Below are 25,935 nucleotides of genomic sequence, written 5' to 3'. Positions count from 1 at the left end.
AATGATGGTTCTCTATTCGGGTACAACCTGCCCATTTTCACAACGCTGCCGCCTGGTCCTGTTTGAAAAAGGCATGGACTTCGAAGTGCGCGACGTCGACCTGTTCAACAAGCCGGAAGATATTTCGACCATGAATCCGTATGGCCAGGTGCCTATCCTGGTCGAGCGCGAACTGATCCTGTATGAATCGAACATCATCAACGAGTACATCGATGAGCGCTTCCCGCATCCGCAACTGATGCCGGCCGATCCGCTGATGCGTGCCCGCGCGCGCCTGATGCTGTTCAATTTCGAAAAAGAACTGTTCGTGCACGTGCACGTGCTGGAAAGCGAACGCGCCAAGAGCAACGACAAGGCCCACGACAAGGCACGCGCGGAAATCCGCGACCGCCTGACGACCCTGGCGCCGCTGTTCCTGAAAAACAAGTACATGCTGGGCGACGAATTCTCGATGCTCGACGTGGCTGTCGCGCCGCTGCTGTGGCGCCTGGACCACTACGGCATCGAACTGTCCAAGACGGCCGCACCGCTGATGAAATACGCCGAACGCATCTTCTCGCGTCCTGCGTACATCGAAGCACTCACTCCTTCGGAAAAAGTGATGCGCCGCTAAAAGATAGGCCCGGCAAGCCACGCTTGCCGGGACATCTTGGGCCATGTGTTAAAGTTGTTTTTTGCGCTGCCCCAGTCTTTTGAACTACCGGTGCGCCCGCCTCTTGCTTGACGGGGGCGCTCCCGCCTCACAGTGCCTACCATGTCTGAAATCTCAACCAAACCCTATATGCTGCGCGCCATCTATGAGTGGTGCACCGACAGCGGCTACACGCCCTATCTCGCGGTCAAAGTCGATTCGCGCACCACGGTACCGATGGAATACGTGAAAAAGGGCGAAATCGTGCTCAACATCAGCTTCGGCGCCACCAGCGGCCTGAAGATGGACAACGACGCCGTCCGCTTCAACGCCCGCTTTGGCGGCGTCTCGCGCGAAATCTACGTACCGGTCGACAACGTGATGGCCATCTACGCCAACGAAAACGGCCAGGGCATGGCCTTCGAGCCCGTGCTGGGCAACGATGACCCCGATGCGCAGCCGACCGACAGCCCCGCATCGGCCGACCTGCCACCGCCCGCGCTGGCTCCGGTCTCCAGCGCCCCGACCCTGTCGTCCGTGCCGACCAGTTCCCCCGAACAACGCGACAACGCCACGCCAGGCGACGACGAGCCACCAAAAAAAGGCGGCCGCCCGACCCTGACACGCATTAAATAGCGTATAATTCGCAACGCACAGTTTTTGCCGACTTAGCTCATTTGGTAGAGCAGTTGATTTGTAATCATCAGGTGGCCAGTTCGAAACCGGCAGTCGGCACCAGAATTCAGTAGGAAATCAAAGGGTTACCCGCTTCGGCTGGTAACCCTTTTTTCTTTTCGTCCTTCTGCAAACCACTGCCGTGACGCATTGCTGCACCGCGCAATGACTATCAGCACGTTTAGGCGCAAGATGAGCACGTGCTTGCGCAAAGCAGGCTCCCGATGTCTGGCTTGCCTACCTGGGGAAACATCATGTCCGCACACACTTACAAGCTGATCGAACTGGTTGGCACGTCGACCGAGAGCAGCGATCAGGCGATACGCGATGCCATAGCCAAGGCGGCGCTGACGGTCAAGCATATGGACTGGTATGAAGTGACCGAGTCGCGCGGCCATATCGTCGATGGCAAGGTGGCGCACTTCCAGGTCACGCTGAAGGTCGGCTTCCGGCTCGAGTAAAGGGAACGAGTAAGGCAAGGCGGCGCGTTCACCGCCGCCCGACCACTGCCCGGTTCTCCAGCCACTCCCGGCCGCCGGCCTCCAGCGCGGCTTCGATCACCTTTTCCGGCAAGCTGTACACGGTCGCCCAGCTGGCGCGGCCATCCTGCGTATTCGCGGGGAAACTGTGCGTCTCGATGGGCCAGTGGTATTTGCGTTTCAGCGCTTTGACGATGGCGGCCAGGGAGACGCGGCCTTGCAGCGGTTCGGCGCCGGACTGGTCGCGGTTCGACAGCAGCACGGCCAGGACCTGGCCGCGGCCCGTGCGTGCGCCGGGGAAGGTGGGAGTTTTGTTTGCCATGGCCTATTTTACCGGGCAATTATCGGACGAGATACGATGTGCCGCACCTTTGATCTGGCGCAAGCGCCGCACCCGCTTTGCGGCCACGATGGGTATTTCGCCAGGCGTGCCGGCGCCCCTCCGGCAGCCTGGGCCACTCATCACGGGGCACAGGAGCCTATCATGCACAGCCTGAACATCCACGCCATGCAATGGCAACCCGTTGCCGATATTTCCGCCGTCGACCCGCTGCTGCCCGCGGATCTGGCCTGCTTTCGCGAATTGCGCGACGTGCTGCAGCGCTATGGCGCACTCGACCGCTTCGGTATTTCCCTGATCCACCGCCATTTCGACATCGCCGACGACGAGGAGCTGATGGAATACACGGATGTGGAAGAACGCACTTTGACGGTCAAACCTGTCAAGAAAAGCGACATCGACTGGCAGCACACGACCATTACCAACTGGAAATTGACGGAAGGCGAGGAAGTGGCGCGCATCGGTTGCGGTTGCGCAAGTAATTCGGGTGGCCACCTGGGCTATCACCGCGGTACCTGAGGCTGGCCGACTCCGCCCGTCAAGCGGCGTCGGCCTTTCTTACACTTCGCCCTATCCAGCTCAGTCCGCTTTGCGCAAGTAGTTGATTCAATTTACTTTTTTTGTGTGGCATGCAAGCTGCTTATCAGTGTCTACGAGATAAATCCAGGCAAGTCATTCTGGATTCCTTGTCCCCCGGATTTTCCGAGACTGACCACGATAAGAGGCTGCGATGAACGTCGATCACACACGAAGCAAGACCCTGGGCTGGCTGGGTGCACTGGCGGCGGCAAGTCTGCTGGCCAGCGGCCAGGCGCAGGCCGGCGCCTACGGCCTGGCCGTCAATGAGTTGAACAATTTCCGCATCACCACCAGTGCCGGCAGCTTGTCGCTGGCCGGCGCCAACCGCAATGCCAGCGACAGCGCCTTCTTCGAAGGTGGCGTGGCCGTCAATCCGCGCGCCGTCAATACGGGGCCGGCTGCCAACGCCGACGTGCTGCAAGTGTGTTCGGGGGGCGGCTGCAGCGGCTTGCCGCAAAACCACTACGCACCCAGTCCCAGTTCCACCCTGGAATTCGCACGTGGCGATGCGCACGCCTTCGGCAATATGCTCAATGGCGGCGCCAGCGTGCAAGCCGTGGCGGAAGCACAGCGCAACACGGTCGGCGCCGCCACGGCCATGGCCGGCGACACGCTCACCGGTTCCGTCAACCTGACCCTGTCGAGCGCCGGCTTCATCACCTTCAGCTTCATGGGACGGCGCGACTTGCGCACCAGCGTGACGACCATGGGCGACAAGTCGAACGTGTCGATCATGGATATCTTCAATATCTCGTGCAACAGCGCCAGCCCCGTCGGCTGCCTGTCGAACGCGAATGCCGATGGCGTGATCTTCCAGTTCGCCCCCGACGGCAACCCGAACAATGGCAGCGATATCAACGGCAACCATGGCACCGGCAGCCTCGACCCGTTCAGCCTGAACTTGACGGCCGGCACGAATGACCCGGCTACCGGACGCGCCTTCACGAATGGCTTTGCGATGTTTTCCCTGACCTCGAGTTTCGCCCTGCCCGCCGGCAGCTATACCTTGAACTTTGCCAAATCCACGCGCACCGACATCGTCGTCATCGATCCCCAGGCCGTGCCGGAACCGGGCAGCCTGTTCCTGCTGGGCCTGGGGCTGGCCGCCCTGGCGTTCACGCGCCGGCGCCAGCCGCAATAGACACCGGCAGAGGCGTTTTACCCCAGCCGCGCCAGTGCCTGGCGCGCCAGTTGCAACTGCTGCAGATAATAGCGGTGCAGCGTCGCGGGGTCGCTCAGGTCGCGCCCGAGTACCAGGCGCAGCTCGCTGGCCGGGCAGTCGGCGGCCTGTGTCTGCACCTGCGTCCCCAGCTGGCGGGCCAGCTGGCGCGCCGCCTGCTCTTGCGCGGGCCGGTATTCGACGCGCGTGCGCGCCACCTGGAAGCTGGTTTCATTGGCCAGGCGCACCACCTGCACAGGAGCGCCGGCCAGGCTGCGCGCCAGCGCGGCGGCCATGCCCGGCACGCCGTTGCCATTCACAATTTCCAGGCGCGGGCGCGGCGCTGCCGCCGCCGGCATGGGCCGCTCGGGCACTGCGGCGGGTACGCTGCGCACCGCTGCCGGTACGCGCTGCAAGCGGGCCATGCCATCGCTCTGCGTGATCTCCACGCGCGCCATGGCGGGCGCCTCCGGCACCGGCGCAGGCACGGGCACAAGCTGCGGCGCCGCCTCGCCGCGCAAGACCGCCCTGTCGCGCCGCAAGTCGTGTTCCCGCAAGCTGGCCGCCTGGCGCCGCATGAGCGCGGCGCGCTCGTGCTGTCCCAGCCGTTCGAGTACTTGCGCCAGGTGCTGCCAGGCCAGCGCATTGAGCGGATCGAGCAGACACGCCTGTTCCAGCACAGGCAACGCTTGCGCATCGCGTCCGTCCAGAGAATAGGCATGGCCGAGATTGCTGAACAGATAGGCCTGCTGCGGCCGCGCCGTGCCCGTTTCCTGCGTCAGCGCCTGCCACTGGGCGATGGCGGCGACGTGCTCGCCCCGCTGCGCATGCAGCACGGCCAGGCCGTTGCGCGCATTCACGTGGCGCGGCGCATGGCGCAGCGCCTGTTCATAGGCCGCCTGCGCGGCGGGCAGGTCGCCCCGCTCGAAATGCTGGCGCCCCGCCACATAGGCGGCATCGGCGTCAGGCCACGCCGCCACCGGCGCATGCGCCAGTTGCGTGGTACAGGCGGCCAGGCCAAGGCAGGCACAGGCGGCGGCCAGGCGGGAGAGCGTCAAGCGCATGGTGACTCCTTTCAGCGGCTGGCCATGGCCGGCACGAGCACGCGATAGACTTCGATCACGGCCGGCCCCATGAGCACCAGCATCAGGGTGGGAAAGACGCAAAATATCAGCGGGAACAGCAGTTTCAGGGCGATCTTCGCCGCCGCCTCCTCGGCCAGCAGACTGCGCTTGCCGCGCAGGTTTTCCGAATGCACGCGCAGCGAATCGCCCATGCTGGTGCCGAAGCGTTCCGATTGGATCAGCATGGCGACGAGGGTGTCGACATCTTCCACGCCGCTGCGCAGGGCCAGGTTGCGCAGCGCCTTTTCCTTGGAAAAGCCGGCGCGCATTTCCATCAGTACCAGTTGCAATTCCTGCGCCAGCACCATGCTTTTGATGTGGATCTCGCCCGATACCTTGACCAGCGCACGCTCCAGGCTCAGGCCCGCTTCCACGCACACGGTCAGCAAGTCGAGCGCATCGGGGATATTTTCAAAGATGTCGCGCTGGCGCCGCTTGGCCGTGCTGGCCAGCACCAGGTTCGGCAGGTAATAGCCGACGGTGGCGCTGACGCATAGCAGCAACAGCAGCACGCTGCGCAACTGCGCCGCCATGGCGCTGGCCGCGTACAGCCCCAGCACGGTGGGAAACAGCAGGGCCAATACGCTTTTCGCCGCAAAGTACAGGGCCGGCGCGCTCGCTTGCCGCCAGCCCGCATTCATAAAGCGCGTGCGCAGCGGCGAGCGCTCCCAGCCCTCTTCCGGCAGCGACAGCTTGCTGAACGGCTGCGCCACGCGCGCCACGCGCTCCACCCAGCCAGAGTCGGCCACCGCATCGCTGGCCGCCGGCGCCGTGACACCGAACAGGCGCTGGCGCAAAGCGCCGGGAAGGAAGATCAGCCATGCCAGCAGGGCAAGCGCCACCACCACGACGAAGACAATCACGAGAAACAGCAGTTGCGAAGCGCTCATGCCACCCCCTGTTGTTATATCCTGATACGTATCACATTGCGCATCCAGACCACGCCCAGCGCCACCATGCCGGCCGCGTACCACAGCAATTTAATGCCGCTGGGATCGGTCCACAGCAGGCGGATGTATTGCGGGTTGACCAGCGCCATGACGCCGATCATCACCACCGGCATCAGTCCCAGCACCCAGGCCGACATACGCCCCTCGGCCGACAGCACGCGCACCTGTCCCAGCAGTTTCAAACGGGCGCGGATGATGCGCGCGATGCTGACCAGCACTTCGGCCAGATTCCCCCCCGATTCGCGCTGTACCAGCACGGCGATGACGAGGTAGCGCAAGTCCGTCAGCGGAATGCGCGCGGCCAGGTTTTGCAGCGCCTCGTTCATTGGCACGCCGTAATTGATCTCTTCGTGCGCCATCTTGAATTCGCCGCTGATCGGCTCATTGAGTTCGTCGCCCACCATCTGCAGCACATTCGAAAACGAGTGACCGGCGCGCAGCGCGCGGGCCAGGAAATCGGCCGCTTCCGGCAGTTGCGCCTCGATCTTTTTCAGCCGCGCCGCGCGCGCGCGCAGCACCAACAGGCACGGTCCGCTCACGGCGCAAGACAGCAGCAGCAAGGCACCAGGCAAGGGCATGGACCAGGCCGCCAGCAGCAGCAAGGCCGTCAGCAACAAGGCACCCGTGACGCCGATGAATTGCGCCACCGACCAGGACAAGCCCGATTGCAGCAGCAGGTGGTCGAGCTGCGCCGCCTGCGGCACGCGCCGCAGCAAACGCTCGAGGCCGGGCGCACGCGCATAGCGGCGTTGCTTGAGGATGGAGATCCGCTCCCCACCCGCCTCGCCGCGCGCCGCCATCAGCCGCAAGCGCCGGTTGATGCGCCGCGCCGCGCCGCCATGCGTGCCCGACCACCACAGCCAGGCGCCTTCCACCATCAGGATGCAGGCGGCAAACAGCAGCACGGCAAAGCCGTAGAACACCAGGTCCATGATGCATCCCTCCTCTACTCGTAGATGCGATCCGGGTCGAACACGCTGTCCGGCACGGGTGCGCCGAACATGCGCAGGCGCTCCGTGAAACGGGGCCGCACGCCCGTGGCGCAGAAATGGCCCTGCACCTTGCCCTCGGCATCGACGCCCGTCTGCTCGAAGCGGAAGATTTCATGCATGGCGATGATGTCGCCTTCCATGCCCGTCACCTCCTGCAGGCTGACCAGCTTGCGCGCGCCGTCCGTCAGGCGCGACACTTGCATCACCACCGTCACGGCCGAACAGATCTGCTGGCGCGTGGCGCGCGGCGTCAGGTTCACGCTGGCCATGCCGACCATGTTTTCCAGCCGCGCCAGCGCATCGCGCGCCGTGTTCGAGTGAATGGTCGCCAGCGAACCCTCATGGCCCGTGTTCATCGCCTGCAGCATGTCGAGCGCCTCGGCGCCGCGCACCTCGCCCAGGATGATGCGGTCGGGGCGCATGCGCAGCGCATTGCGCACCAGCGCGCGCTGACTCACTTCGCCCTTGCCCTCGATATTCGGCGGCCGCGTTTCCAGGCGCACCACGTGCGGCTGGCGCAGCGCCAGTTCGGCCGCATCCTCGATGGTGACGATGCGCTCGCTGCCGGGAATGAAGCCGGACAACACGTTGAGCAAGGTCGTCTTGCCGCTGCCCGTGCCGCCCGAGATCAGGATGTTGACCTTGGCCTGGCCCAGCGCCTGCAGCACCTGCACCATGGGTGGTGTCAGGCTCTTGTAGTCGAGCAGGTTGGCGATCGTCAGCGGCTGCACGGCAAAGCGCCGGATCGACAATATCGGGCCATCGACGGCCAGAGGCGGAATGATGGCGTTCACGCGCGAACCATCGGGCAGGCGCGCATCGACCATCGGACTCGATTCATCGACGCGCCGTCCCACGCGCGAAACGATTTTTTCGATGATCTTCATCAGGTGCGCATTGTCGTGGAACGTCACGTCCGTCAGCTGCAGCCGCCCGCCCCGCTCGACATACACCTTGTCGCAGGTATTGACGAGGATATCGGACACGCTGGCGTCGGCCAGCAGGGGTTCGAGCGGGCCAAAGCCCAGCATCTCGTGCTGGATGTCGAGCACCAGGCTGTGGCGTTCGTGCTGATTCAGCACGATGCGCTCTTCCTCGATGACGCGCTGTACCAGCAGCGCCAGCTCGTGCTTGAACTGCTCCGCCGTCAGGCGTTTCAAGCGTTCCAGGTCGATACGGTCGAGTATCGTCTGGTGCATGGTCTTTTTCAGTTCCTGGTAAGCGTGCAGCGCCAGCGCGCCTTGTCCATTCGTGACGGGGCGCACCGTTTCATTCGCCGCCAGGCGTTCGCGTAAAGTCATCTCGGCTCCCATGATGGCCCCCGGCGGGAGCCTTGACACAATTTCAGCTGCCGCCCTGTCAAGCCTCGCTGCGGCTGAACAGGCGGTCGAACAGGCCGCGGCTTTCCGTCACGCGGCGTGCCGTCACCAGCTCCACCAGCTCGGCCAGGCTGCGCGCCACGGCGCTGGTGCGCGACAGCTGCAGCAGCGGGATGCCCTGGTTGACGGAGTCCGTGGCGGCGAGGTAATCATTGGGCACCGTGTGCACCACTTCGGCGCCCAGCGCCTGCTCCAGGTCCGCCAGGCGCAGGCGCCCGCCCTTTTCATAGCGGTTGACGATCAGGCGCAGGCGCTCGCCCGGATAGCCGAGCGAGCGGAAGATGTCGAGCAGACGGCGCCCGTCGCGGATGTCGGGCAGGGCCAGCTGCAGCACCGGATAGATGGCGTCGGCGTTGTCGAGCGCGCGCAGCGACAGCGCATCGATCTGGCGCCCCACGTCGAGCACGATGTAGTCGTAATGCTGGCGCGCCACGGCCAGGATGCGGTCCATGTGCTCGGGCTGCATGTCGACCTTGTGCGCGGGATCATCGGCCGCCGCCAGCACGCCGAAGTTCGGTGTCACGTGCACCAGGCACGAGGCCAGAAAGGCGCCATCCATGCGCGCGATCTGCGCGCAGATATCGGACAGCGTCATGGCCGGCTTCTGGTCCGACACGTACAAAGTGGCGTCGCCGAACTGGCCGTGCAGATCGATCAGCAGCACCTTGCAGCCGGCCAGGCTGGCCAGCGCGTAAGAAAAATTCGTCGACAGAAAGGTCGCGCCGCTGCCGCCCTTGCACGAAATGAAGGCGAGCACCTTGCCGTCGCGCATCTGCGTCACGCCGGCCTGGATATCGACCCGGTCCATCGCCTCGTGAAAGGCCTTGTGCACCAGCGGCAGCTGCAGCACTTCGCGCATGCCGGCGCGCATGGCGCGGATCAGCACATCCTGCTGCTGGCCGCGCGTGAGCAGCATCAGCACGGCCAGCGGATACTGGCGCGCCAGCCGCTCCAGCAAGTCCGCCTCCTCGGCGTCAAGGCCGCTGGCATCGACGATCACCAGTTCGGGCGCTTCGGGCAGCATGCGCTCGACGGCGTCGCGCAGGCCGCTGCGCCGTTCCAGCAGACGCAGCACGGGCATGCGGGCCGCGCCTTGCGCGGCAATTTCTTCGTGCAAGCTGGCGTCGCGGCTAATCATCAAGGCTTTCATCGCACTTCCTCGCTTCTTTCAGGTCAACACAGTCGGCTGCCACCGTCTGGCGGCGCTCAGGGACAGAAATTCGGGTTGTCCGGATAGCCCAGCGACTCGGCCACCGCCATGGTGGTTCCGCTGGGCAAACGCACGGCCCCTGCGCCGGAGGGAAACATCATCCCCAGCAGGGGCAGCACGGGCCGGTATGGCACGCGCTCGCAGCGCGCGCCATCGCCCGGCACGCACAGGCGCGCGCGCACGAAGCGGATGCAGCTGGCGCCATGCGGATCGTCCAGGCAATTGATACGGTTGCGTTGCGGACAGCCTGGCATCACCGTCACCGGCACTGCCGCCAGCGCGGCGCCGCTGGCGGCCTGCGACAGATAATCGATGCGTACATACGCATCGCTGATGCCGCCACCGAGCGGCAGCGCGCCCGGCGTAGCACGCAGCACGGCGTGCGTGCGCACGGCCTGCAGCGCGCCGGCGTCGCTGAAATCGGTCACGGCCGCGCCGCGCGCGGCGCGCCGGGTGATCTCATGCACCATATTCCACACGTACACGGCGCGCGCCACTTCCAGCATGGCGAACAGGAAGAGAAAGAACAGCACCGCCAGCATGGCGAATTCGACGGCGAACACGCCGCCCTGGCGCCGGCGCCCCCTGTGCAGGTCAATTTTCATAGCGCAAGGTCGCGTTGGCACGCAACGGTATCGATGCCATCGGCGGCAGCCACTTGCTCAACAGGTCGGGCAGGATGCCGATGGGCATGTCGGTGGCGAACTTGACGCGCACCTGCAGCGGCTTGCTCGTTAGCGTGCCGCAGGAATAAGCGTCGTCGCTGTACACGCATTCCAGATTGACTTGAACCGGCTCCAGCTGCGGCCAGGTTTCCGCCATCGCATCGAGCGCCATTTGCCGCGCAAACGCCGTGCCCTGGACCGCCGATGCCGTATTCGTCATCTGCGGCAGCGGCAGGGTAGCCATATAGCGCGCCGCATCATGCGCGCTTTTTTGCATGGCCGTATAGGCCAGCAGCGCACGGCCGAACAGCAGTACCACGGGTAGCAAGCCGATGAAAAACAGCAGGATCAGCGCCAGCTCGATGGCGGCCACGCCGTCCTGGCGGCGTGGGCACGACTTGCGGCATGGCGCCTTCATTGCAGCAGCTCCGCCGGGCCGGCCAGCGCCTGCTCCGGCACCACGCCGGCAAATTCGGCGCTGAGCATGGCGCTGCTGGCCGGCGCCGTCATGAAAAAACGGCCGACGGCCAGCACATTGGCCAGCACATCGCTGCCGGCCGGCAAGGGGCACGCCAGCAAGGCGATGTTGAGCACGCGCCGCTGCGCCACGCCCGTGTTGCCCACGGGCGCGGTCTGGAAGGCGAGCGCCAGATAGGGCGTGCCGCTGGCGGGATAAAAGCTGTTGCTGGCAGGCGCGCCGGGCAAGCCTGGATACAGGCTGCTCCAGGCGCTGTTGGGAAAGGCGACAAAATCGCCGGGTGGCTTGGGACTGGCGTATTGCACCGCCTTGGCGAACGACCACAAGGGACCATAGCTGGCAGCGGAAATGGAGGCAGGCACCCCGGCGGCGGCCGGCGGCAGGTCGGCCACCGACAGCAGGGGATTGCCGCCGCTGGAGGCGGCGCTGGAAGCGGACGGCATATTCATCCACCAGTTTGCCGCTGCATTGGGAAAGACGCGGATATTCACGTCGGGCGGCGCCGTCAGCGGATGGCAGCCGCTGCCCGCATACTGGTTGAAGCGGGCGTTGAATGCCGGCCACAAGCTGGTGGGGAACGGACGGTGCGCATGGATGGCCGCGCCGCCGATGGCCGTGTGCAGCACGCTGCCGCTGCAGATGAACGGCGCCACGGCGGCGTTGCTCACCTGCGCCGACGGGCCGAGCGCGCCCAGCGGACCGAGCGGGTTGAGCACGAAGTGCTCGGGCACGGCCCCATGCGGATTAAGATGGAACAGGTCATACGCGACACCGCGGCGAAAGCCGTATTCCAGCGCTTCCTTGCGCTCGGGCGGCCCCGCATTCGTGCGCAGGCCGGCCGGCGCCGACGACAATGCGCAGATGGCCAGCGGCGTCAGGCGCAGGCTGGCGCGGCCCGCCACGGCGCGCGCGCCCGTGTCGAGCGTGCGCAGCGCAGGCGACCAGGCGCCCAGGAAGGCCGTCGCCACCCTGCCCAGCGACGGCCTGTTGTCGCGCGTATCGACGCGCACGAACAGGGCCGTGGCGGGATCGGCCACCGCCGCCGCCACCTGCCACGCACTGGCCGGCGCGTCAAAGGCGCTGGCAAAGCGGATGCTCTCGTCGGACAGGATGGCGCCCTGCGTGCGGCGCCGATATGCACTATGCCCGGCCGCACTGAGCTTGGCTTTCTCCACGGCATTGGCCAGGCCGGCGGCCGTGCCCACCAGTTCCGGCGCCGCCGCCAGCGCCGCGTTGTCGGCCAGGTTCTGCAATTCCGTCTTGCGCCCGATGACCATGCCCACATCCACGGCCAGGCCGATAAAGCCCAGCACCACGATGAGCAGGATGGAAAAGGCGATCAGCATCGCCCCGCGCTGGCGCTGGCGTCTATTTGCCATTGCCGCCTCCCAGCATGAATTGCACCGGCTGCGGCGCCTGGCCGTTCGGTTCGGCAAACGAGGCGCGGTAGCGCTGCATGACGGCGTGCGCGCTGGGGCCATCGAGGCCATCGGCCGGCGTGCGATTGCCGGCACTGGCCGGATCGCGCACCTGCTGCGCCATGGCCAGGCGCACGGCATCGCCAAAGCGCCGGTCCAGCTGCGGCGTGCTGCCGTGCGCGCAGGCGGCCAGTTGCAGCGCCAGCAGCAGCGCCGCCAGGCGCCGCAGCGACATCAAAAGCGAGTTCGGCATGGCATCTCTCCCCGTCTCATTTCAGCTCGAAACCGTTGGCCGCGCGCAGTGGTGGCACGGGCGGCGGTACGGACGGCGGCGCCAGCGTGCCTTCCATCTTGCCGCCCAACATCAAGTCCGTGCGCGAAGGGGGCGCCAGCTGCGCCGTCGGCAGCACGGCGTCCGCCGGCAAGGGTTTGACCAGGTGCGCGGTAATGACGAACAGCAATTCCGTGCGGTCATGCTGGAAATCCGTGCTGCGAAACAGCACGCCGAGGATGGGCACCTCGCTGAGCCAGGGCACGCCCGTGATGTTGCTCACCTGGTTGTTCTTGATCAAGCCGCCGATGGCGTAGCTCTGGCCGTCGTACAGCTGCACCGTGGTCGAAGCGCGCCGCGTCGTGATGACGGGCAGGATCGAGCGCCCGCTGACGCCGGCGGCGGAAATGCCGACTCCTTCGCGCGACAGTTCCGACACTTCCGGCGCCACCTTCAAATTGATGCGCCCGCCCGACAGCACGGTGGGCGTAAAACGCAGGCCGACGCCATACTCGCGCTCTTCCAGCGTGATCTTGTTGTTGTCCTGGCCGACGGGAATGAAGATCTTGCCGCCAGCCAAAAAACTGCCTTCCTGCCCGCTGATCGCCATCACCGTCGGCTCGGCCAGGATGCGCACCAGGCCATCCTGTTTCTGCGCCTCGATGGTCAGCTGCTGGCCATTCGACTTGCGCACGTCGAGCAAGCCATTGGCCGTGCCGCTGAGGAAATTCGACAGCAAGGTGGTGGCCCAGCTGCCGGACGCAAAACGCAGGGTGGCACCCACTTCCAGCCGTTCCAGCAGCGACTTCGACACTTCGGCAATCTGCACGGCCAGCATCACTTGCTGTGGCGCACTGACGTCGAGCATGTTGATGATGCGGCTGTTCGCGCTGCCCGTGCCGCCAGCGGGCGCCGTGGCGGCGAGCGGCATGGCGGCACCATCGGCGGGCTTGGGCAGCGCCAGCGGGTACGTAGCGCGGCGCACATACGCGTGCGCCAGCTCGACGGCGCGCAGCACGGCGCCCGCATCCTGCACCGTGCCCGACAGCACCAGGGTATCGGCCACGGCCGTCACGCGGATGGCTTGCTCTTCCGGCATCAGGGCCGCCAGGGTCGCTTGCAAGCCGGCCGGGTCCATGCTGACGCTGACGTTCACCACACTGCACACGCCGCTCTTGCCCTGGATGATCATGTTGGTGCTGCCCACCTCGACGCCGACCACATATAAAGTGTCGGGCGCCACCAGCATGGCTTGCAGCACGGCCGGATTGCCGACGCTGCGGGCCAGCACCGCCTCGGGCAGGCGCAGCATGCTCGACTTGCCCACCTGCAGCTGCAGGTTGCCGGGTGACGCCGCTTCGCCGCCGCAGCGCGGGCCAGGATCGGCCGCCGCGCCGGCAAGCGGCAACAGCAGGCAGCACAGTGTCAGCAGGGCGCGGTTCATGAGCGTGTCCATGGTTAGCTAAAAACATTCGCGCGACTGGCGCGTCCCGTCGATGACGCCGCTGCACTGGCGCGCCGCTTCCGGCACTGCCTTCGCCACGCGCACCGCACGCGGTGCAACAGCAGGCACGGGGGCAGCGGCAGGAGCGGGTTCGGCTTCAAGCGGCCCGCCCAGCAGGGTCAGCTTGGTGGCGCCCGCCGTCACGCCCGGCTGCGGGTCGACCTGGTTGCGCAGCACCAGCGACAGGCTGCCCACGCTGCGCGCCAGGTCCAGGTTTTCCGCCTGTTCCGGCGTCACTTCCAGGGTCACCGCATTGACCACGCGCGGCTTGGTCTCGTCGCGCCCCACTTCCTGCGCCACGGCCAGCACCAGGATGCGTTCGAGCACGATCTTCGAAATGTTGCGGCTTTGCGGAAACGCCCGGTCGCCGGCATCTTGCTGGGTACTCACGATGATGTCGACATAGTTGCCCGGCAAGGCGAAGCCGGCCACGCCGATCACGTCGTTGACGCGCACGGTGATGGCGCGCCGCCCTTCCGTGATCAGGGCCGACAGACCGCCCAGGGTACCCACCGGCGCCAGCTTGGCTTCGCTCAGCGGTTCGCCGCGCAGCACGCTGGTTTTCAGCACCCGTCCCGCCAGTGGCGCCGGGTCTTGCAACGCGCCCTGCGGCAAGCTTTCCGCCGGCCACTCGGCCAGGCGCAGCATCTCGGGCGTCAGGCGCTGGCCCAGGTTGACATCGCTGGCGGCGACGACGATCTTGCCCTTGCCGGCAGGCGTCTGGCGCAGCAGCCAGTGCGAGGCCAGCAACACGGCCAGCAGGCCCAGCACCACAGCCAGACCCATCATCAGAAGGGCGCGCCGGTTCTTCATGCGATACGCTCGCACAGGCTGGCGGCCGGCATGTCGCAACTGGCAAACAGGCTGCTCCAGGCCTGGTCCAGGGCGGCCACCGTCAGGCGCGCTTCACAGCCGGCAAAACCGGCAAAGTCGCCTATGCGCGCCAGCAATTCACCAGGATAACTGGCCAGCAAGGGCCGTCCCTGCGCGCCATGCAGCTGCAGCAGGTGATTCAGGGTCAGCTCGTCGATGGCCATGCCAGCCAGACGGCATTGCTGGCGGAACAGGGCGCGATAGGCGCTCTCGGCCAGCGGCCCCACCTGCACCTTGTAGCCGATGCGGCGCAGCAAGGCAGGATCGAACAGCTCGCCCGGCGGCACGTTCGTGGCCAGCACCAGGGCATTGTCGAACGGCACGCTGATCTGCACGCCGCCAGGCAGGCCCAGCTGGTCAATGCCCCGTGCCAGCGGCTGCATCAGCCGCGTCAGCAGTTCGTGCGCACCCAGACGCTGGCAGCCCAGGTCGTCAAGGATCAGCATGCCGTTATTCGCCCGCACATGCGCTGGCGCCTGGTAGCAGCCGCCGCTGGCGTCATGGCGCAGCTCCAGCATGCCCGCGTCGAGCTCGGCGCCTACGTGAATCACGGGACGCTGACACAACACCCAGCGAATATCCGTGCTGCGCCGCTCCAGCGCCTGGCGCGCATGGCTGACATGCTGCGGCGCGGGCGGCAGGTGCTGCGCCGGATCGTACAATTGAATGATGTCCTGGCCGACGACGATGGCGTAGGGCACGGCGACGAGACCGTGCAGCAATTGTCCCAGTTGCAGCGCCAGGGTCGACTTGCCGCTGCCGGGCGGACCGTACAGCAGCAGCGAGCGCCCCGAATGCAGGGCAGCACCGACCACGTCGAGCATGCCCGGCCCCGCATGGGCGCTGCCCAGCACGGCGGCCAGGTCGTCGCTGCCGACGCGCTGCTCCTGTACCAGCCACGACTGGCGCGCCACCATGGCGCGGTAAGCTTCCAGGGTGACGGGGGCGGCGCCGATATACGCACAGCGCTCAAGGAAGGCGCTGGCGCGCTGCTTGCCGGCGCCCGTCAGCTGATACTGCACGTCGATCTCGGATTCGCCGCGCCAGGCCACTTCGGCCATCTGCTCGGCCACCATGAAATCGAGCACTTCGCGCAAGACATTGATCGACAGGCGCAAGCGCGTCGTCATGGCGGACAGGTGCGTCTTGCCGCTCACAAACATCAGCTTGGCGATCAGTTCAACCACCAGCGGCCGCTCCAGGCCCGTTTCGCGCAAGCTCTTCGGCTGCGGCGGCAAGGGCGGCATCAGGTTCGCGTCGGCGGGACGCGGCGCACTCTCGCTGCTCATGGAATAAACGACCTCGGTCATCCTGTGTCTCCAAGCCGGTTAAGACTGCATTGAACAGAATTCATTCTAGCCAGCGGGGACTGGCGCCCATTGATTCAGAGCAATGAATGACAATCAGAAATAATGTCGCCCTTGCACTGCCAGGCAACCCAGGGCAATGGCCAGTCCGTACGGCATGTTGCCCACGCTGGCGCCACTGCCCAGTGCGGCGGGTGCCAGGGGTATGCCGGCCATGCGCGCGATCATCGGCCACAGCAGCTGGCGCAGGTTGCCCAGGCAGGCGCGCCACTTGCCCTGCCAGGTGATCATCAGCACGGCCATCAGGCCGCCCAGCACAAAGGTGGCGAAACAGATCTGCAGCACGGGCCACGGGCCGGCAAAGGCGCCCACCATGGCGATCAGTTTGACGTCGCCGGCGGCCATGCCGCGCAGCACGTATAAAGGCAGGAACAGGAAGAAACCCGTCGCCATGCCGCCCAGCCACAACGACGGCACGCTTTGCGGCCACAGCCACAGGTGCAAAGCCAGCGCGGCGAGCATGCCGGACAGCACCAAACCATTCGGTATCTTGCGGCGGATCAAATCACTGACGGCGGCCCCCGTCACAAAACACAACAGCAGCAGGTCGCACAAGGCAGTTGCAGGCATGGCATACCTCCTGAAAAAAACCCGCCACCGGCCGGCCAGCGGCGGGCACCCGCTTAGGGCGTCAACACCAGGTTCGAGGAAATGTCGGTGAGGACGGCCAGCAAGTTGGTCTTGATCAGCAAGAAACCGGCCGTGATGGCGGTCGCCATCAAGGCCGCAATCAAGCCGTACTCGATTGCAGTAATGCCATCCTCATCCTTGACAAACTGCTGTACTGCCGACAGGAAGGTATGCATGACAAGCTCCCAAAAGTGAATCACAAGTCCCTGGCGCAATCGGGTGTGAAACATTGCCCATTCCTGCTAATATGTTTCCTGCCGTAAATTTCTCCGCCATTGCATTGACTATAAAGCGTCCATAATTTGGCAAATTGACGCGCCACAAGTTTCCATATGGAAATTATCAAACCTTGTTGAAATGACGGCGGACGCAAACAATTGTTGCGATCAGGATTGAAAGTCTTCGTCAAGACAAGTTTTTTGCAACGCAGTGCATGAATCTCATGTATTTACATGAAATATTGCATACGTTAATTGCCTATTAGGCAAAAAGACATTATCCTGCTTAGCTCTTCTTTGGAACGGCCTCTCGCCCTGCGGTAAAGAGCGTCATGCCACCAAATAAATCTTGGCTTCTTGTAGACGGACGCGAACATGCTCTTGCTTGATGCAATGCTGCTATGACGACACTTGTGTGACTACTTTCCAGAGAACGACAATGGATTCCCTACTGAAACACATGGTGGACATGACCGGGCACCGCGACCACACGATGCTCGACATCTCCGTGATCTCGGCGGTTCAGGAGCTCGCTGCCGCGTCGCAAACCCGTGTGCTGGCACTGAGCAGCGTGCGGGGCCAGGTGTTCGTGCGGTCGCGGGCCATCATCGTGGCAGGCAGCGTGGCCCGCATGGAAGAGCATAACGACCCTACCCTGCCAGGCGAACCGCTGTCCGACTACCCGGCCCTGGCCGCCTGCATCAAGCGCCATGAAGCGAGCGCCGACAGCCTGTGCGCCGACGGTCGCCACCTGCTGTGGCTGCCCATCTGGATCGGCGACCAGGTCACCACCTGCCTGGAAATCACCAACCCCACGCCCTACACGGGTGCCACCATCCAGGTGATCGGCGGCATCGTCAGCGTGTACCGCAATTTCCAGAACCTGCTCGACTACAGCGAACGCGATTCGCTCACCGGCTTATTGAATCGCAAGACCTTCGACGACCAACTGGCGAAAATCCTGCACGGCCGCGGCGAACCGGAAGCGGACAAGCCGCTTCCCATCGATGAAGAGCGGCGCCACCATACGGACACGGAGCGGCAATGGCTGGCCGTGATCGATGTCGATCATTTCAAATTGGTTAACGATAAGTTTGGCCACCTGTATGGCGATGAGGTGCTGATCCTGATCGCCAACCAGTTGCAATCGTCGTTCCGCTCGCAAGACCGCATCTTCCGCTTCGGCGGCGAGGAATTCGTCGTGCTGCTGCGCTCGATCACCCTGGAAAATGCGCAGAAGATCATCGACCGCTTCCGCACCAATGTCGAAACGCACGACTTCCCGCAAGTGGGCAGAGTCACCGTCAGCGTGGGCTTCGTCAGCATCAACGCCTATGAGGCGCCCGTCATCATTCTCGGCCGCGCCGACCAGGCCCTGTACTACGCGAAAAGCCATGGCCGCAACCTGGCTTGCCATTACGACGAGCTGGTCGCCAAGGGCTTGCTCACCACCATCACCTCGAACGATACGGCGGAATTCTTCTGATCACCTGAGAAAACGTCCATGGCGGCGTTGCCGGCGCTCGCCGTACTCATCGTACTGCCTTCGCGCCAGCGCCTTGCCCTGAACGTTTTTCAGGCGCTCTTTTTCAAAGGCGCACACCGTTCATGCATCCGCCAGCGATAAAAAGCGCATGGGATCGACCTGCCACTTGGCAGCCGACTCATGGCCGACGATCTTGTCGCCGCCGCCGAAGCCGAAGCCGCGCGACAGGTCGACCGTCTCGGGCTTGATGTAGGCATTGCTCTTCGTGCTGAAAAACACATTCACCTTCGGCGCCAGCAGATTGCTCTCGTGCGCTTCGATGACGACGGCCAGGCGGCCCGATTCCAGCATGACCATGGTCCCCACCGGATAGATCCCCACGCAGCGCATGAAGTCCTGCGCGAACACGGGGTTGAAATGGAATTTGCTCCATTCATAAATCTTGCGCAGGGCTTCGGCGGCGGCGACGCCCTTGTGGTAGCTGCGGTCGGACGTCAGCGCGTCATACACGTCGACGATGGCGGCCATCTGCGCCAGCTCGCTGATGGCGTCACCGGCCAGATGGTCCGGGTAGCCGCTGCCGTCGCGCCGCTCATGGTGGTGCAAGGCGATGTCGAGGGGAATGGCGCCCAGCTCGGGCGAGCGGCACAGGATATCGTAGCCATCGCGCGGATGGCGCTTGATCAGGGCAAATTCTTCCGGCGTCAGGGGGCCGGGTTTGTTCAGCACGCTATCGGGCACCAGCGCCTTGCCTGTGTCGTGCAGCAAGCCGCCCAGGCCGGCCTGGTGCGTGGTGGCGCCATCGACGCCCCGCGAGCGGCAAAACGCCACCATCAGCGCGCACACGCTGACGGAGTGCAGGAAGGTGTAGTCGTCCTTGTTCTTGATGCGCAACAAACCGACGAGGGCGCCGGGATTGCGCAGAATCGATTCGGTAATATCTTGCACCGTGTGCTGCACGCGGTCGATCTCGACGGCCTTGCCCAGGCGTACATCGGCCATCACCGTGCGCACCAGGCTCGATGCCTGCCGCCGCACCTGCGTGGCGCGCGCCAGTTCCATGCCCAGCGACACGCGCGTGACCACCTGCGGCGCCGCTGCGGCGATCTGCACCAGTTCGCGTTCCGTCTCGGCCCGCGCCTGCGCCACGGTAGGCGCATCCTGCACATCGAGGCCCTTGCCGCTGTCGATCACCACGTCGTGGATGCCGGCTTGCACGATCTTGCGGATTTCATCGTCGCTGCGCAACAGGAAACGGTTGCGCACGAACGGATGGGTCATCCAGTCACAGCTGAGGTCGTGGACATACATGCCCACTTTTAATTGAGACGAATCAACTTTCTTGAGCATGCTGTCATCCCACAAGTACGCGTCTGGAGCACCGAAGGCGCTAGAATGAGTATAACAAACTATTATTCTGCTGGCCGCGTTCGGCGCTGCGGCGCAACACCCTGTTTTTTCCGATCACCGCACCCTCAACGCACCGCTCTTGGGACCCATGGAACTGCGCCAATTACGTTACTTTGTTGCCATCGTTGACCACGGCTCGCTGTCGCGCGCGGCCCTGGTCCTGCATGTGGCGCAGCCGGCCCTGACGCAGCAGCTGCGCCAGCTGGAAGAAGAACTGGGGGTACAGCTGCTACACCGCTCGGCCCAGGGCGTGCTCAGCACGGACGCGGGCAAGGTATTTTACGAGCACGCGCAAGCGATCCTGAAACAGGTGGCCGACGCCCGCTCGGCCGTCACGCAAAGCGCCACGCGCCCGTCCGGCAATGTCACCCTGGGTTTGCCGCACAGCATCTCCGGCGCGCTGGCACTGCCCCTGCTGCTGGCCGCGCGCGAACGCTACCCCGAGATCACCCTGCAACTGACGGAAGAAATCACGGGCAACCTCAATGAACAGCTCAGATCGGGCCGCATCAACCTGGCCGTGCTGTTCGACGATGGCCAACTGACGCCGTTTGCCTGCAGCCCCCTGGTGGAAGAAGAAATGCGTTTTATCTGCCGCAGCGATTCGCCGTTCGCGCCCGCCGGCCATGCCGTGTCATTCCCGCAAGCGTTGAGCGCCACCCTGATCCTGCCGGGTCTGCAGCATGGCGTGCGCCCGCGCATCGATAGCCGTGCGCGCGAACTGGGCCTGGAGACGGCGAACGTGATCGAGATCAACTCGATCGCCATCCTGAAATCGGCCATCCTGGCCGGCATGGGCGCCACCATCTTGCCGGCCGCCCCCCTGCTGGCCGAACTGGACAGCGGCGCCATGCGCAGCTATGCCATCCACAGCCCCGTGCTGTCGCGCACGGTGGCCCTGTGTGCATCAAAAAACATTCCCCTGACGAACGCGGGCAACGCCGTAAAAAACCTCGTACTGCAAGTGGCAGCCGAGCTGTGCGGCAGCGGGCGCTGGGTGGGGGCACACGTGCTGTAACGAGCATTATTTTTCCAGCAATAATTTCTCAAAAGAAATAAAATGATGGTCTTATTCATTTCACCATTATTATCATGTCTCTGCTTACCACTTCCTTGCGCTGCCTGGCGGCAGGCGCCGCCCTGCTGGCACTGCTGCCTGGCGCAAGGGCGGCACGCCCCGAATCCCCATTCCCGATTCGCGAAATCCTGTTGCTCGACACCTTGCAAGCCATTGACAAGGCGGACATCGACGTGGCGGTGTTTATTGCTCCAGAAAGCTGCACGCCCAAGACCCATATCAGTACGTGGGGAACGGTCGTCTCCTCCGACAACGACTCGCTCTTTCGCAGTTGGGCTTGCCGTGCCTATGTGGATGCTGCCAAGGACCCCACTGAAAAATTGGCATTCATCCCAATGCCCACGGCACTCAAACAGCCATCCATCCTGGCCACCGTACAAGCGCTGCCGCCCAGCCCCACCGGGCGACGCTATGTCGCTTTGCTCGATGCAACATTGACCGATCTGTCGCAGCGAAAAAACTGCTCTTCCTGCAGCTTCAGTTTCCTCATGCAAAGTGAAGTGGTCGTGTATGACCGCATCGCAGGCAAGGCGGTCTGGCATTCGATCGACACCAAATCATCCCATCTGCGAGACGGCGTCTACTCGTCGGCAACATCACGGATGCTGGGACCATTGCTCGTCAGTGGCACACTGACCGACGTCACAATGCAGCGCGGCCTGGGGGAAGCTGATAGCGCAGGGGTGCGGCGTACGACTGCCTTGGAAAGCGCCGCCACCCCACAGCAAACCGGCATGCAGCTCAATAAAAAAGCCAATCTGATTATTTTCAACCGCATGCCGCAGGCAACGGCCAACAGCGAGGGTTTCGACAACGGCAATACTTACTATTGGATCAATGCAGGGCATCTGGAAGGCAAGGCGAAGGAAACCCGCTACACGAGTTATTCCAAAACCCATACCGCACTGGAACTGGCACCAGGAAAATATACGCTGTCTTTCTTCAATAAAGCACCGATTCCTGTCGAGATCAAGGCAGATGGTCCGCCAACCTATCTAAGCTTTAGCAACGGCTTTCTGCGATCAACCAGCGTCAGCGAGCTCAATGCCACGGAAGCGCTCGCACTGGTACAGGACTCCGTCAATCTCATGATCCCTGAGTTGACACCCGTCGCCTATCCCTTGCGCGCGCGCAAGCTGCAATGGACGCAGCCCTAAGCGTGCCCTGCATGCATGGCCTGTCTTGCGGCGCAAGGCAGGCCATCATTTTTTCTTATACCCCCATCGTCAAAGCGTATTTGCCCCTTCCCCACAGTCGTTCTACACTGACCACATTAACTATTTTAAATTTAAAATAGTTATGTGCCGCCCACACGCGGCCATCCCGTCTGCACAGCGCGCGCCTTACCGGGTGCGCCCCTTGTACAGCCGTTATCTGAAACACCCTTTTGGAGACAGCCATGTCCGTGACCACGGAAAACGGCTCCGCAGCGTTCGTGAGAAACGCCGGTGCCGCGCCATCTACACCGCTTGAACCTTCCCGTTTGACCAGCGTCAGCCTCGACGACAAATACACGGCCACTTCCGGCGCCATCTTCCTGTCCGGCATCCAGGCCCTCGTGCGCCTGCCCATGATGCAGCGCCTGCGCGACCAGGCCGCTGGCCTCAACACGGCCGGCTTCATTTCCGGCTACCGCGGTTCGCCCCTGGGCGGCCTGGACGAGAACCTGTGGAAAGCCAAGAAGCAGCTGGAACAACACCATGTGCAGTTCGTGCCCGGCGTCAACGAAGACCTGGCCGCCACGGCCGTCTGGGGTTCGCAGCAGGTGGACCTGATCGGCCCGGCCAAGTACGACGGCGTGTTCGCCATGTGGTACGGCAAGGGCCCGGGCGTGGACCGCTGCGGCGATGTCTTCAAGCACATGAACCATGCGGGCACATCCAAATTGGGCGGCGTGCTGCTGGTGGCCGGCGACGACCATGGCGCATATTCGTCGACCCTGCCGCACCAGTCCGACCATTTGTTCTCCGCCTCGATGATCCCCGTCTTGTATCCGTGCAATGTGCAGGAATACCTGGACCTGGGCATCCACGGCTGGGCCATGTCGCGCTTTTCCGGCTGCACCGTGGCCTTCAAGGCCCTGGCCGACACGGTCGAATCGTCGGCCTCCATCGATGCCGATCCGTTCCGCGTGGAAGTCAAAATCCCGCAGGATTTCATCATGCCCGAAGGCGGCCTGAACGCGCGCCTGTCGAGCATCCCGCTGGGCCAGCAGGCGCGCAACCAGGAAGCGCTGATGCAGGACTATAAGATCTACGCAGCCCTGGCCTACGCGCGCGAAAACAAGCTCAACCACACCACCATCGACAGCCCGAACGCCAAGCTGGGCATCATCGCCTCCGGCAAGTCCTACCTGGACGTCCTGGAGGCGCTGGAAGAGCTGGGTATCGACGAGCAGATGGCGGCCGAGGTCGGCATGCGTTTGTTCAAGGTGGCCATGCCGTGGCCGCTGGAACCGGACAGCGTGCGTGAGTTTGCGCAAGGCCTCGATGAAATTCTCGTCGTCGAAGAAAAGCGGCAAATCGTCGAATACCAGCTCAAGGAACAGCTGTACAACTGGCGCGACGACGTGCGTCCGCGTGTTATCGGCAAGTTCGACGAAAAAGGCGAATGGGTGGCGCCGCGCGGCGAATGGCTGCTCACGTCCAAGGCGGACTTTTCCGTCTCGCAAGTGGCGCGGGTCATCGCCAGTCGCATCGCGCGCCTGATTTCCGACCCCGTCACCTGCGACCTGATCAAGGCACGCCTGAGCTTCCTCGACGCCAAGGATGCGGTATTGAAGAAGGCCGTCAACACGCCGTTCCGCCCCGCCTTTTACTGCTCCGGCTGCCCGCACAATACCTCGACCAAGGTGCCGGACGGCAGCCTGGCGCTGGCCGGCATCGGTTGCCACGTGATGGCCACCTCGATCTACCCGGAAATGAACAAGCTGACCACGCACATGGGCGGCGAAGGCGCGCCGTGGATCGGCCAAGCCGCATTCTCGGAATTGCCGCACGTGTTCCAGAACCTGGGTGACGGCACCTACTTTCATTCCGGCTACCTGGCCATCCGCGCAGCGCAGGCGGCCAAGGTCAACATCACCTACAAAATCCTCTACAACGACGCCGTCGCCATGACGGGCGGCCAGCCCGTGGACGGCTTGATCACCGTACCGATGATGGCGCAGCAGGTGGCGGCCGAAGGCATCGCCCGCATCGCGCTGGTCACGGAAGACCTGAGCCGCTACAGCGACCGCAGCAACCTGCCCGCCCACGTGACCTTGCACGACCGCAAGGACATGGATGCCGTGCAGCGCGAATTGCGCGAAGTGCAAGGCGTGTCCGTGCTGATCTACGACCAGACCTGCGCGGCCGAGAAACGTCGGCGCAGGAAAAAGGGCGAGTATCCGGACGTGGCCAAACGCATGGTCATCAACGATGCCGTCTGCGAAGGCTGCGGCGACTGCGGCGTGCAGTCGAACTGCGTGTCGATCTTGCCGAAGGAAACGGAATTTGGCCGCAAGCGCACCATCGACCAATCCTCATGCAACAAGGATTATTCGTGCGCCAAGGGCTTTTGCCCCAGCTTCGTCACCGTCGAGGGCGGCAGCCTGAAGAAAACCAAGACGGGCGCGGGCAAGCCGGGCGAGACGGACAACTTCGGCCCCCTGCCAGAACCTGTATTACCCGCCTGCGACGCGCCGTACAACATCCTCATCAACGGCATCGGCGGCACGGGCGTCATCACCGTGGGCGCGCTGATGGGCATGGCAGCCCACCTGGAAGGCAAGGGCGCGTCCGTGCTGGACATGACGGGCATGTCGCAAAAGAACGGTTCCGTCACCTCGCACGTAAAAATCGCCAAGTCACCCGCGCATATCCGCGCGCAGCGCATCGCCACGGGCGAAGCGGACCTGATTTTAGGCTGCGACATGCTGACGGCCGGCGCGCAGGATGCCGTGTCGAAAATGCGCCCGGGCCGCAGCCTGGCCGTCGTCAACCTGCACGAGCAGCCGCCGGGCACGTTTGCGCAAAATGCCGACTGGCAATATCCGACGGCGGAAGTGCGCCAGCTGATCGAGGAATCCGTGGGCGGCGCGGACGCGGCCGACTTCATCGACGCCACAAAATTGGCTACCGCGCTGATGGGCGACTCGATTGCCGCCAACCTGTTCATGCTGGGCTACGCCTGGCAAAAGGGCCGCATCCCGCTGACGCAAGCGGCGCTGCTGCGCGCCATCGAACTCAATGGCGTCGGCATCGAGTCGAACAAGAAGAGCTTTTTGTGGGGCCGCCGCGCCGCCGTCGACGTGCGCAAGGTCACGCAGATCGCCACGCCGTCGCAAGCGATCCTCGTGCAAATGCCGCAAAGCCTCGATAGCGTCATCAAGAAAAGAGTGGAGTTCCTCACCGCGTATCAAAATGCCGCGTATGCGGATGGCTATTTGACGTTGGTGAAACAGGTGCGCGACCGCGAGAATACCCTGGGACTGGGCCAGAAACTGTCGATGGCCGTGGCGAAAAACTACTTCAAATTGCTGGCCTACAAGGACGAGTATGAAGTGGCGCGCCTGTACACGGATGGCCGTTTCGTGGAGCAATTGCAGCAGCAGTTTGAAGGCAATTTTTCCGTCAAATTCAACCTGGCGCCACCGCTGTTCGCCAAGAAAGATGCGAAGGGTCACCTCGTGAAAGCAGAGTTCGGTTCCTGGATGTGGCGCGCCTTCAAGCTGCTGGCGAAAGCCAAGGGGCTGCGCGGCGGCAGCTTCGACATCTTCGGTTATACAGCCGAGCGCAAGATGGAGCGCGCGCTGATCGTCGAATACCGCGAACTGCTGGCGGGACTGCTGCTCAACCTGACGGCGGAGAACCTGGCCACCTGCGTGGAACTGGCATCCTTGCCCGAGAAAATCCGCGGCTTCGGCCACGTCAAGGAAGCGGCCGTCGATACTTACCGCAAGGACAAGGCGAGCTTGCTGGCCGTGCTGGCGGATGGAAGCAAGCACGCGGCATAAAAGACAACGCAGAGCCTCGGCTC

At 63.9% G+C, this 25,935-nt stretch carries 25 protein-coding genes and 1 tRNA gene; 10 read left to right on the top strand and 16 right to left on the bottom strand.

From position 1 onward, the window contains the following. The first annotated feature begins 1 nt into the window (after position 1). From FJQ89_RS19590 to FJQ89_RS19575, 4 genes are all read left to right on the top strand, one after another. A complete protein-coding gene (locus tag FJQ89_RS19590; protein WP_010394154.1) occupies positions 2-613 on the top strand; it encodes a glutathione S-transferase N-terminal domain-containing protein in 612 nt (203 codons plus the stop codon). Between the two features lie 141 nt (positions 614-754). Beyond that, complete coding sequence (locus tag FJQ89_RS19585; RefSeq protein ID WP_141171388.1) at positions 755-1,267, top strand: ClpXP protease specificity-enhancing factor; 513 nt, start codon at positions 755-757, stop codon at positions 1,265-1,267. Between the two features lie 26 nt (positions 1,268-1,293). Next, positions 1,294-1,369 (top strand) — tRNA-Thr (locus FJQ89_RS19580). 191 nt (positions 1,370-1,560) lie between these two features. Next, a complete protein-coding gene (locus FJQ89_RS19575; protein ID WP_034753599.1) occupies positions 1,561-1,767 on the top strand; it encodes a dodecin in 207 nt (68 codons plus the stop codon). A gap of 28 nt (positions 1,768-1,795) precedes the next feature. On the opposite strand, the gene FJQ89_RS19570 is transcribed toward FJQ89_RS19575, so the two are convergent. Further along, positions 1,796-2,107 (bottom strand): hypothetical protein, encoded by a 312-nt coding sequence (locus FJQ89_RS19570; RefSeq protein WP_141171387.1) that lies wholly within the window; start codon positions 2,105-2,107, stop codon positions 1,796-1,798. A 162-nt stretch (positions 2,108-2,269) separates the two neighbouring features. Here FJQ89_RS19570 and FJQ89_RS19565 point away from each other — a divergent pair, with 162 nt between their 5' ends. Both FJQ89_RS19565 and FJQ89_RS28225 read left to right on the top strand, forming a co-directional pair. Continuing rightward, the gene (locus FJQ89_RS19565) at positions 2,270-2,644 is read left to right on the top strand and encodes a hypothetical protein (RefSeq protein WP_141171386.1); all 375 of its coding nucleotides are present in this window, start codon (positions 2,270-2,272) and stop codon (positions 2,642-2,644) included. Between the two features lie 211 nt (positions 2,645-2,855). Next, positions 2,856-3,845: an EDSAP-1 family PEP-CTERM protein gene (locus FJQ89_RS28225; protein WP_205704512.1), complete on the top strand. Its 990-nt coding sequence runs from the start codon at positions 2,856-2,858 to the stop codon at positions 3,843-3,845. A gap of 17 nt (positions 3,846-3,862) precedes the next feature. On the opposite strand, the gene FJQ89_RS19555 is transcribed toward FJQ89_RS28225, so the two are convergent. The 14 genes from FJQ89_RS19555 to FJQ89_RS19495 all read right to left on the bottom strand — a co-directional run bounded on the left by FJQ89_RS19555 (position 3,863) and on the right by FJQ89_RS19495 (position 16,900). Then, the gene (locus tag FJQ89_RS19555; protein ID WP_141171385.1) at positions 3,863-4,927 is read right to left on the bottom strand and encodes a LytR C-terminal domain-containing protein; all 1,065 of its coding nucleotides are present in this window, start codon (positions 4,925-4,927) and stop codon (positions 3,863-3,865) included. A gap of 11 nt (positions 4,928-4,938) precedes the next feature. Continuing rightward, on the bottom strand, positions 4,939-5,877 hold the full coding sequence (locus FJQ89_RS19550) for a type II secretion system F family protein (RefSeq protein ID WP_141171384.1): 939 nt from the start codon (positions 5,875-5,877) through the stop codon (positions 4,939-4,941). A 14-nt stretch (positions 5,878-5,891) separates the two neighbouring features. Continuing rightward, the gene (locus tag FJQ89_RS19545) at positions 5,892-6,869 is read right to left on the bottom strand and encodes a type II secretion system F family protein (RefSeq protein WP_141171383.1); all 978 of its coding nucleotides are present in this window, start codon (positions 6,867-6,869) and stop codon (positions 5,892-5,894) included. Positions 6,870-6,883: 14 nt separating this feature from the next. Beyond that, positions 6,884-8,230, bottom strand: a complete 1,347-nt coding sequence (locus FJQ89_RS19540; RefSeq protein ID WP_205704511.1) for a TadA family conjugal transfer-associated ATPase — start codon at positions 8,228-8,230, stop codon at positions 6,884-6,886. Positions 8,231-8,288: 58 nt separating this feature from the next. After that, positions 8,289-9,458 carry a CpaE/TadZ family protein gene (locus FJQ89_RS19535; RefSeq protein ID WP_141171381.1) on the bottom strand — a complete coding sequence of 390 codons (1,170 nt, stop codon included), beginning with the start codon at positions 9,456-9,458 and terminating at the stop codon, positions 8,289-8,291. Positions 9,459-9,514: 56 nt separating this feature from the next. Further along, positions 9,515-10,123, bottom strand: a complete 609-nt coding sequence (locus FJQ89_RS19530) for a TadE/TadG family type IV pilus assembly protein (protein WP_141171380.1) — start codon at positions 10,121-10,123, stop codon at positions 9,515-9,517. After that, positions 10,113-10,601: a TadE/TadG family type IV pilus assembly protein gene (locus FJQ89_RS19525; RefSeq protein ID WP_141171379.1), complete on the bottom strand. Its 489-nt coding sequence runs from the start codon at positions 10,599-10,601 to the stop codon at positions 10,113-10,115. The genes FJQ89_RS19530 and FJQ89_RS19525 overlap by 11 nt, the downstream gene beginning before the upstream one ends. Beyond that, the gene (locus tag FJQ89_RS19520) at positions 10,598-12,040 is read right to left on the bottom strand and encodes a pilus assembly protein TadG-related protein (RefSeq protein ID WP_168208486.1); all 1,443 of its coding nucleotides are present in this window, start codon (positions 12,038-12,040) and stop codon (positions 10,598-10,600) included. The genes FJQ89_RS19525 and FJQ89_RS19520 overlap by 4 nt, the downstream gene beginning before the upstream one ends. Beyond that, positions 12,030-12,332, bottom strand: a complete 303-nt coding sequence (locus FJQ89_RS28095) for a hypothetical protein (protein WP_168208485.1) — start codon at positions 12,330-12,332, stop codon at positions 12,030-12,032. The genes FJQ89_RS19520 and FJQ89_RS28095 overlap by 11 nt, the downstream gene beginning before the upstream one ends. Before the next feature lie 16 nt (positions 12,333-12,348). Beyond that, the gene (locus FJQ89_RS19515) at positions 12,349-13,794 is read right to left on the bottom strand and encodes a type II and III secretion system protein family protein (protein WP_141171377.1); all 1,446 of its coding nucleotides are present in this window, start codon (positions 13,792-13,794) and stop codon (positions 12,349-12,351) included. A gap of 18 nt (positions 13,795-13,812) precedes the next feature. Next, on the bottom strand, positions 13,813-14,667 hold the full coding sequence (gene cpaB, locus FJQ89_RS19510; RefSeq protein ID WP_141171376.1) for a Flp pilus assembly protein CpaB: 855 nt from the start codon (positions 14,665-14,667) through the stop codon (positions 13,813-13,815). Beyond that, positions 14,664-16,037 (bottom strand): ATP-binding protein, encoded by a 1,374-nt coding sequence (locus tag FJQ89_RS19505; protein ID WP_141171375.1) that lies wholly within the window; start codon positions 16,035-16,037, stop codon positions 14,664-14,666. The genes cpaB and FJQ89_RS19505 overlap by 4 nt, the downstream gene beginning before the upstream one ends. 93 nt (positions 16,038-16,130) lie before the next feature. Further along, complete coding sequence (locus tag FJQ89_RS19500) at positions 16,131-16,664, bottom strand: A24 family peptidase (RefSeq protein WP_141171374.1); 534 nt, start codon at positions 16,662-16,664, stop codon at positions 16,131-16,133. Positions 16,665-16,717: 53 nt separating this feature from the next. Continuing rightward, positions 16,718-16,900 carry a Flp family type IVb pilin gene (locus FJQ89_RS19495; RefSeq protein WP_034752975.1) on the bottom strand — a complete coding sequence of 61 codons (183 nt, stop codon included), beginning with the start codon at positions 16,898-16,900 and terminating at the stop codon, positions 16,718-16,720. A 481-nt stretch (positions 16,901-17,381) separates the two neighbouring features. Here FJQ89_RS19495 and FJQ89_RS19490 point away from each other — a divergent pair, with 481 nt between their 5' ends. After that, complete coding sequence (locus FJQ89_RS19490; protein ID WP_141171373.1) at positions 17,382-18,428, top strand: GGDEF domain-containing protein; 1,047 nt, start codon at positions 17,382-17,384, stop codon at positions 18,426-18,428. 120 nt (positions 18,429-18,548) lie between these two features. Here the strand turns inward: FJQ89_RS19490 and FJQ89_RS19485 are convergent, their stop codons facing one another. Further along, positions 18,549-19,778 carry a cyclic di-GMP phosphodiesterase gene (locus FJQ89_RS19485; protein WP_141171372.1) on the bottom strand — a complete coding sequence of 410 codons (1,230 nt, stop codon included), beginning with the start codon at positions 19,776-19,778 and terminating at the stop codon, positions 18,549-18,551. Positions 19,779-19,926: 148 nt separating this feature from the next. On the opposite strand from FJQ89_RS19485, the gene FJQ89_RS19480 reads away from it, so the two are divergent. From FJQ89_RS19480 to FJQ89_RS19470, 3 genes are all read left to right on the top strand, one after another. After that, the gene (locus tag FJQ89_RS19480) at positions 19,927-20,856 is read left to right on the top strand and encodes a LysR substrate-binding domain-containing protein (protein ID WP_141171371.1); all 930 of its coding nucleotides are present in this window, start codon (positions 19,927-19,929) and stop codon (positions 20,854-20,856) included. Positions 20,857-20,930: 74 nt separating this feature from the next. Beyond that, entirely contained in the window at positions 20,931-22,073 is a 1,143-nt protein-coding gene (locus FJQ89_RS19475; RefSeq protein WP_141171370.1) for a hypothetical protein, read from the top strand. 242 nt (positions 22,074-22,315) lie between these two features. Beyond that, positions 22,316-25,912 carry an indolepyruvate ferredoxin oxidoreductase family protein gene (locus tag FJQ89_RS19470; RefSeq protein WP_243136139.1) on the top strand — a complete coding sequence of 1,199 codons (3,597 nt, stop codon included), beginning with the start codon at positions 22,316-22,318 and terminating at the stop codon, positions 25,910-25,912. Positions 25,913-25,935 lie beyond the last annotated feature (23 nt).

This window comes from Janthinobacterium tructae (genome assembly GCF_006517255.1).
GTDB lineage: Bacteria > Pseudomonadota > Gammaproteobacteria > Burkholderiales > Burkholderiaceae_D > Janthinobacterium > Janthinobacterium tructae.
The sequence above is the reverse complement of the archived record's forward strand: the minus strand, read 5'-3'. Positions and strand labels throughout refer to the sequence as shown.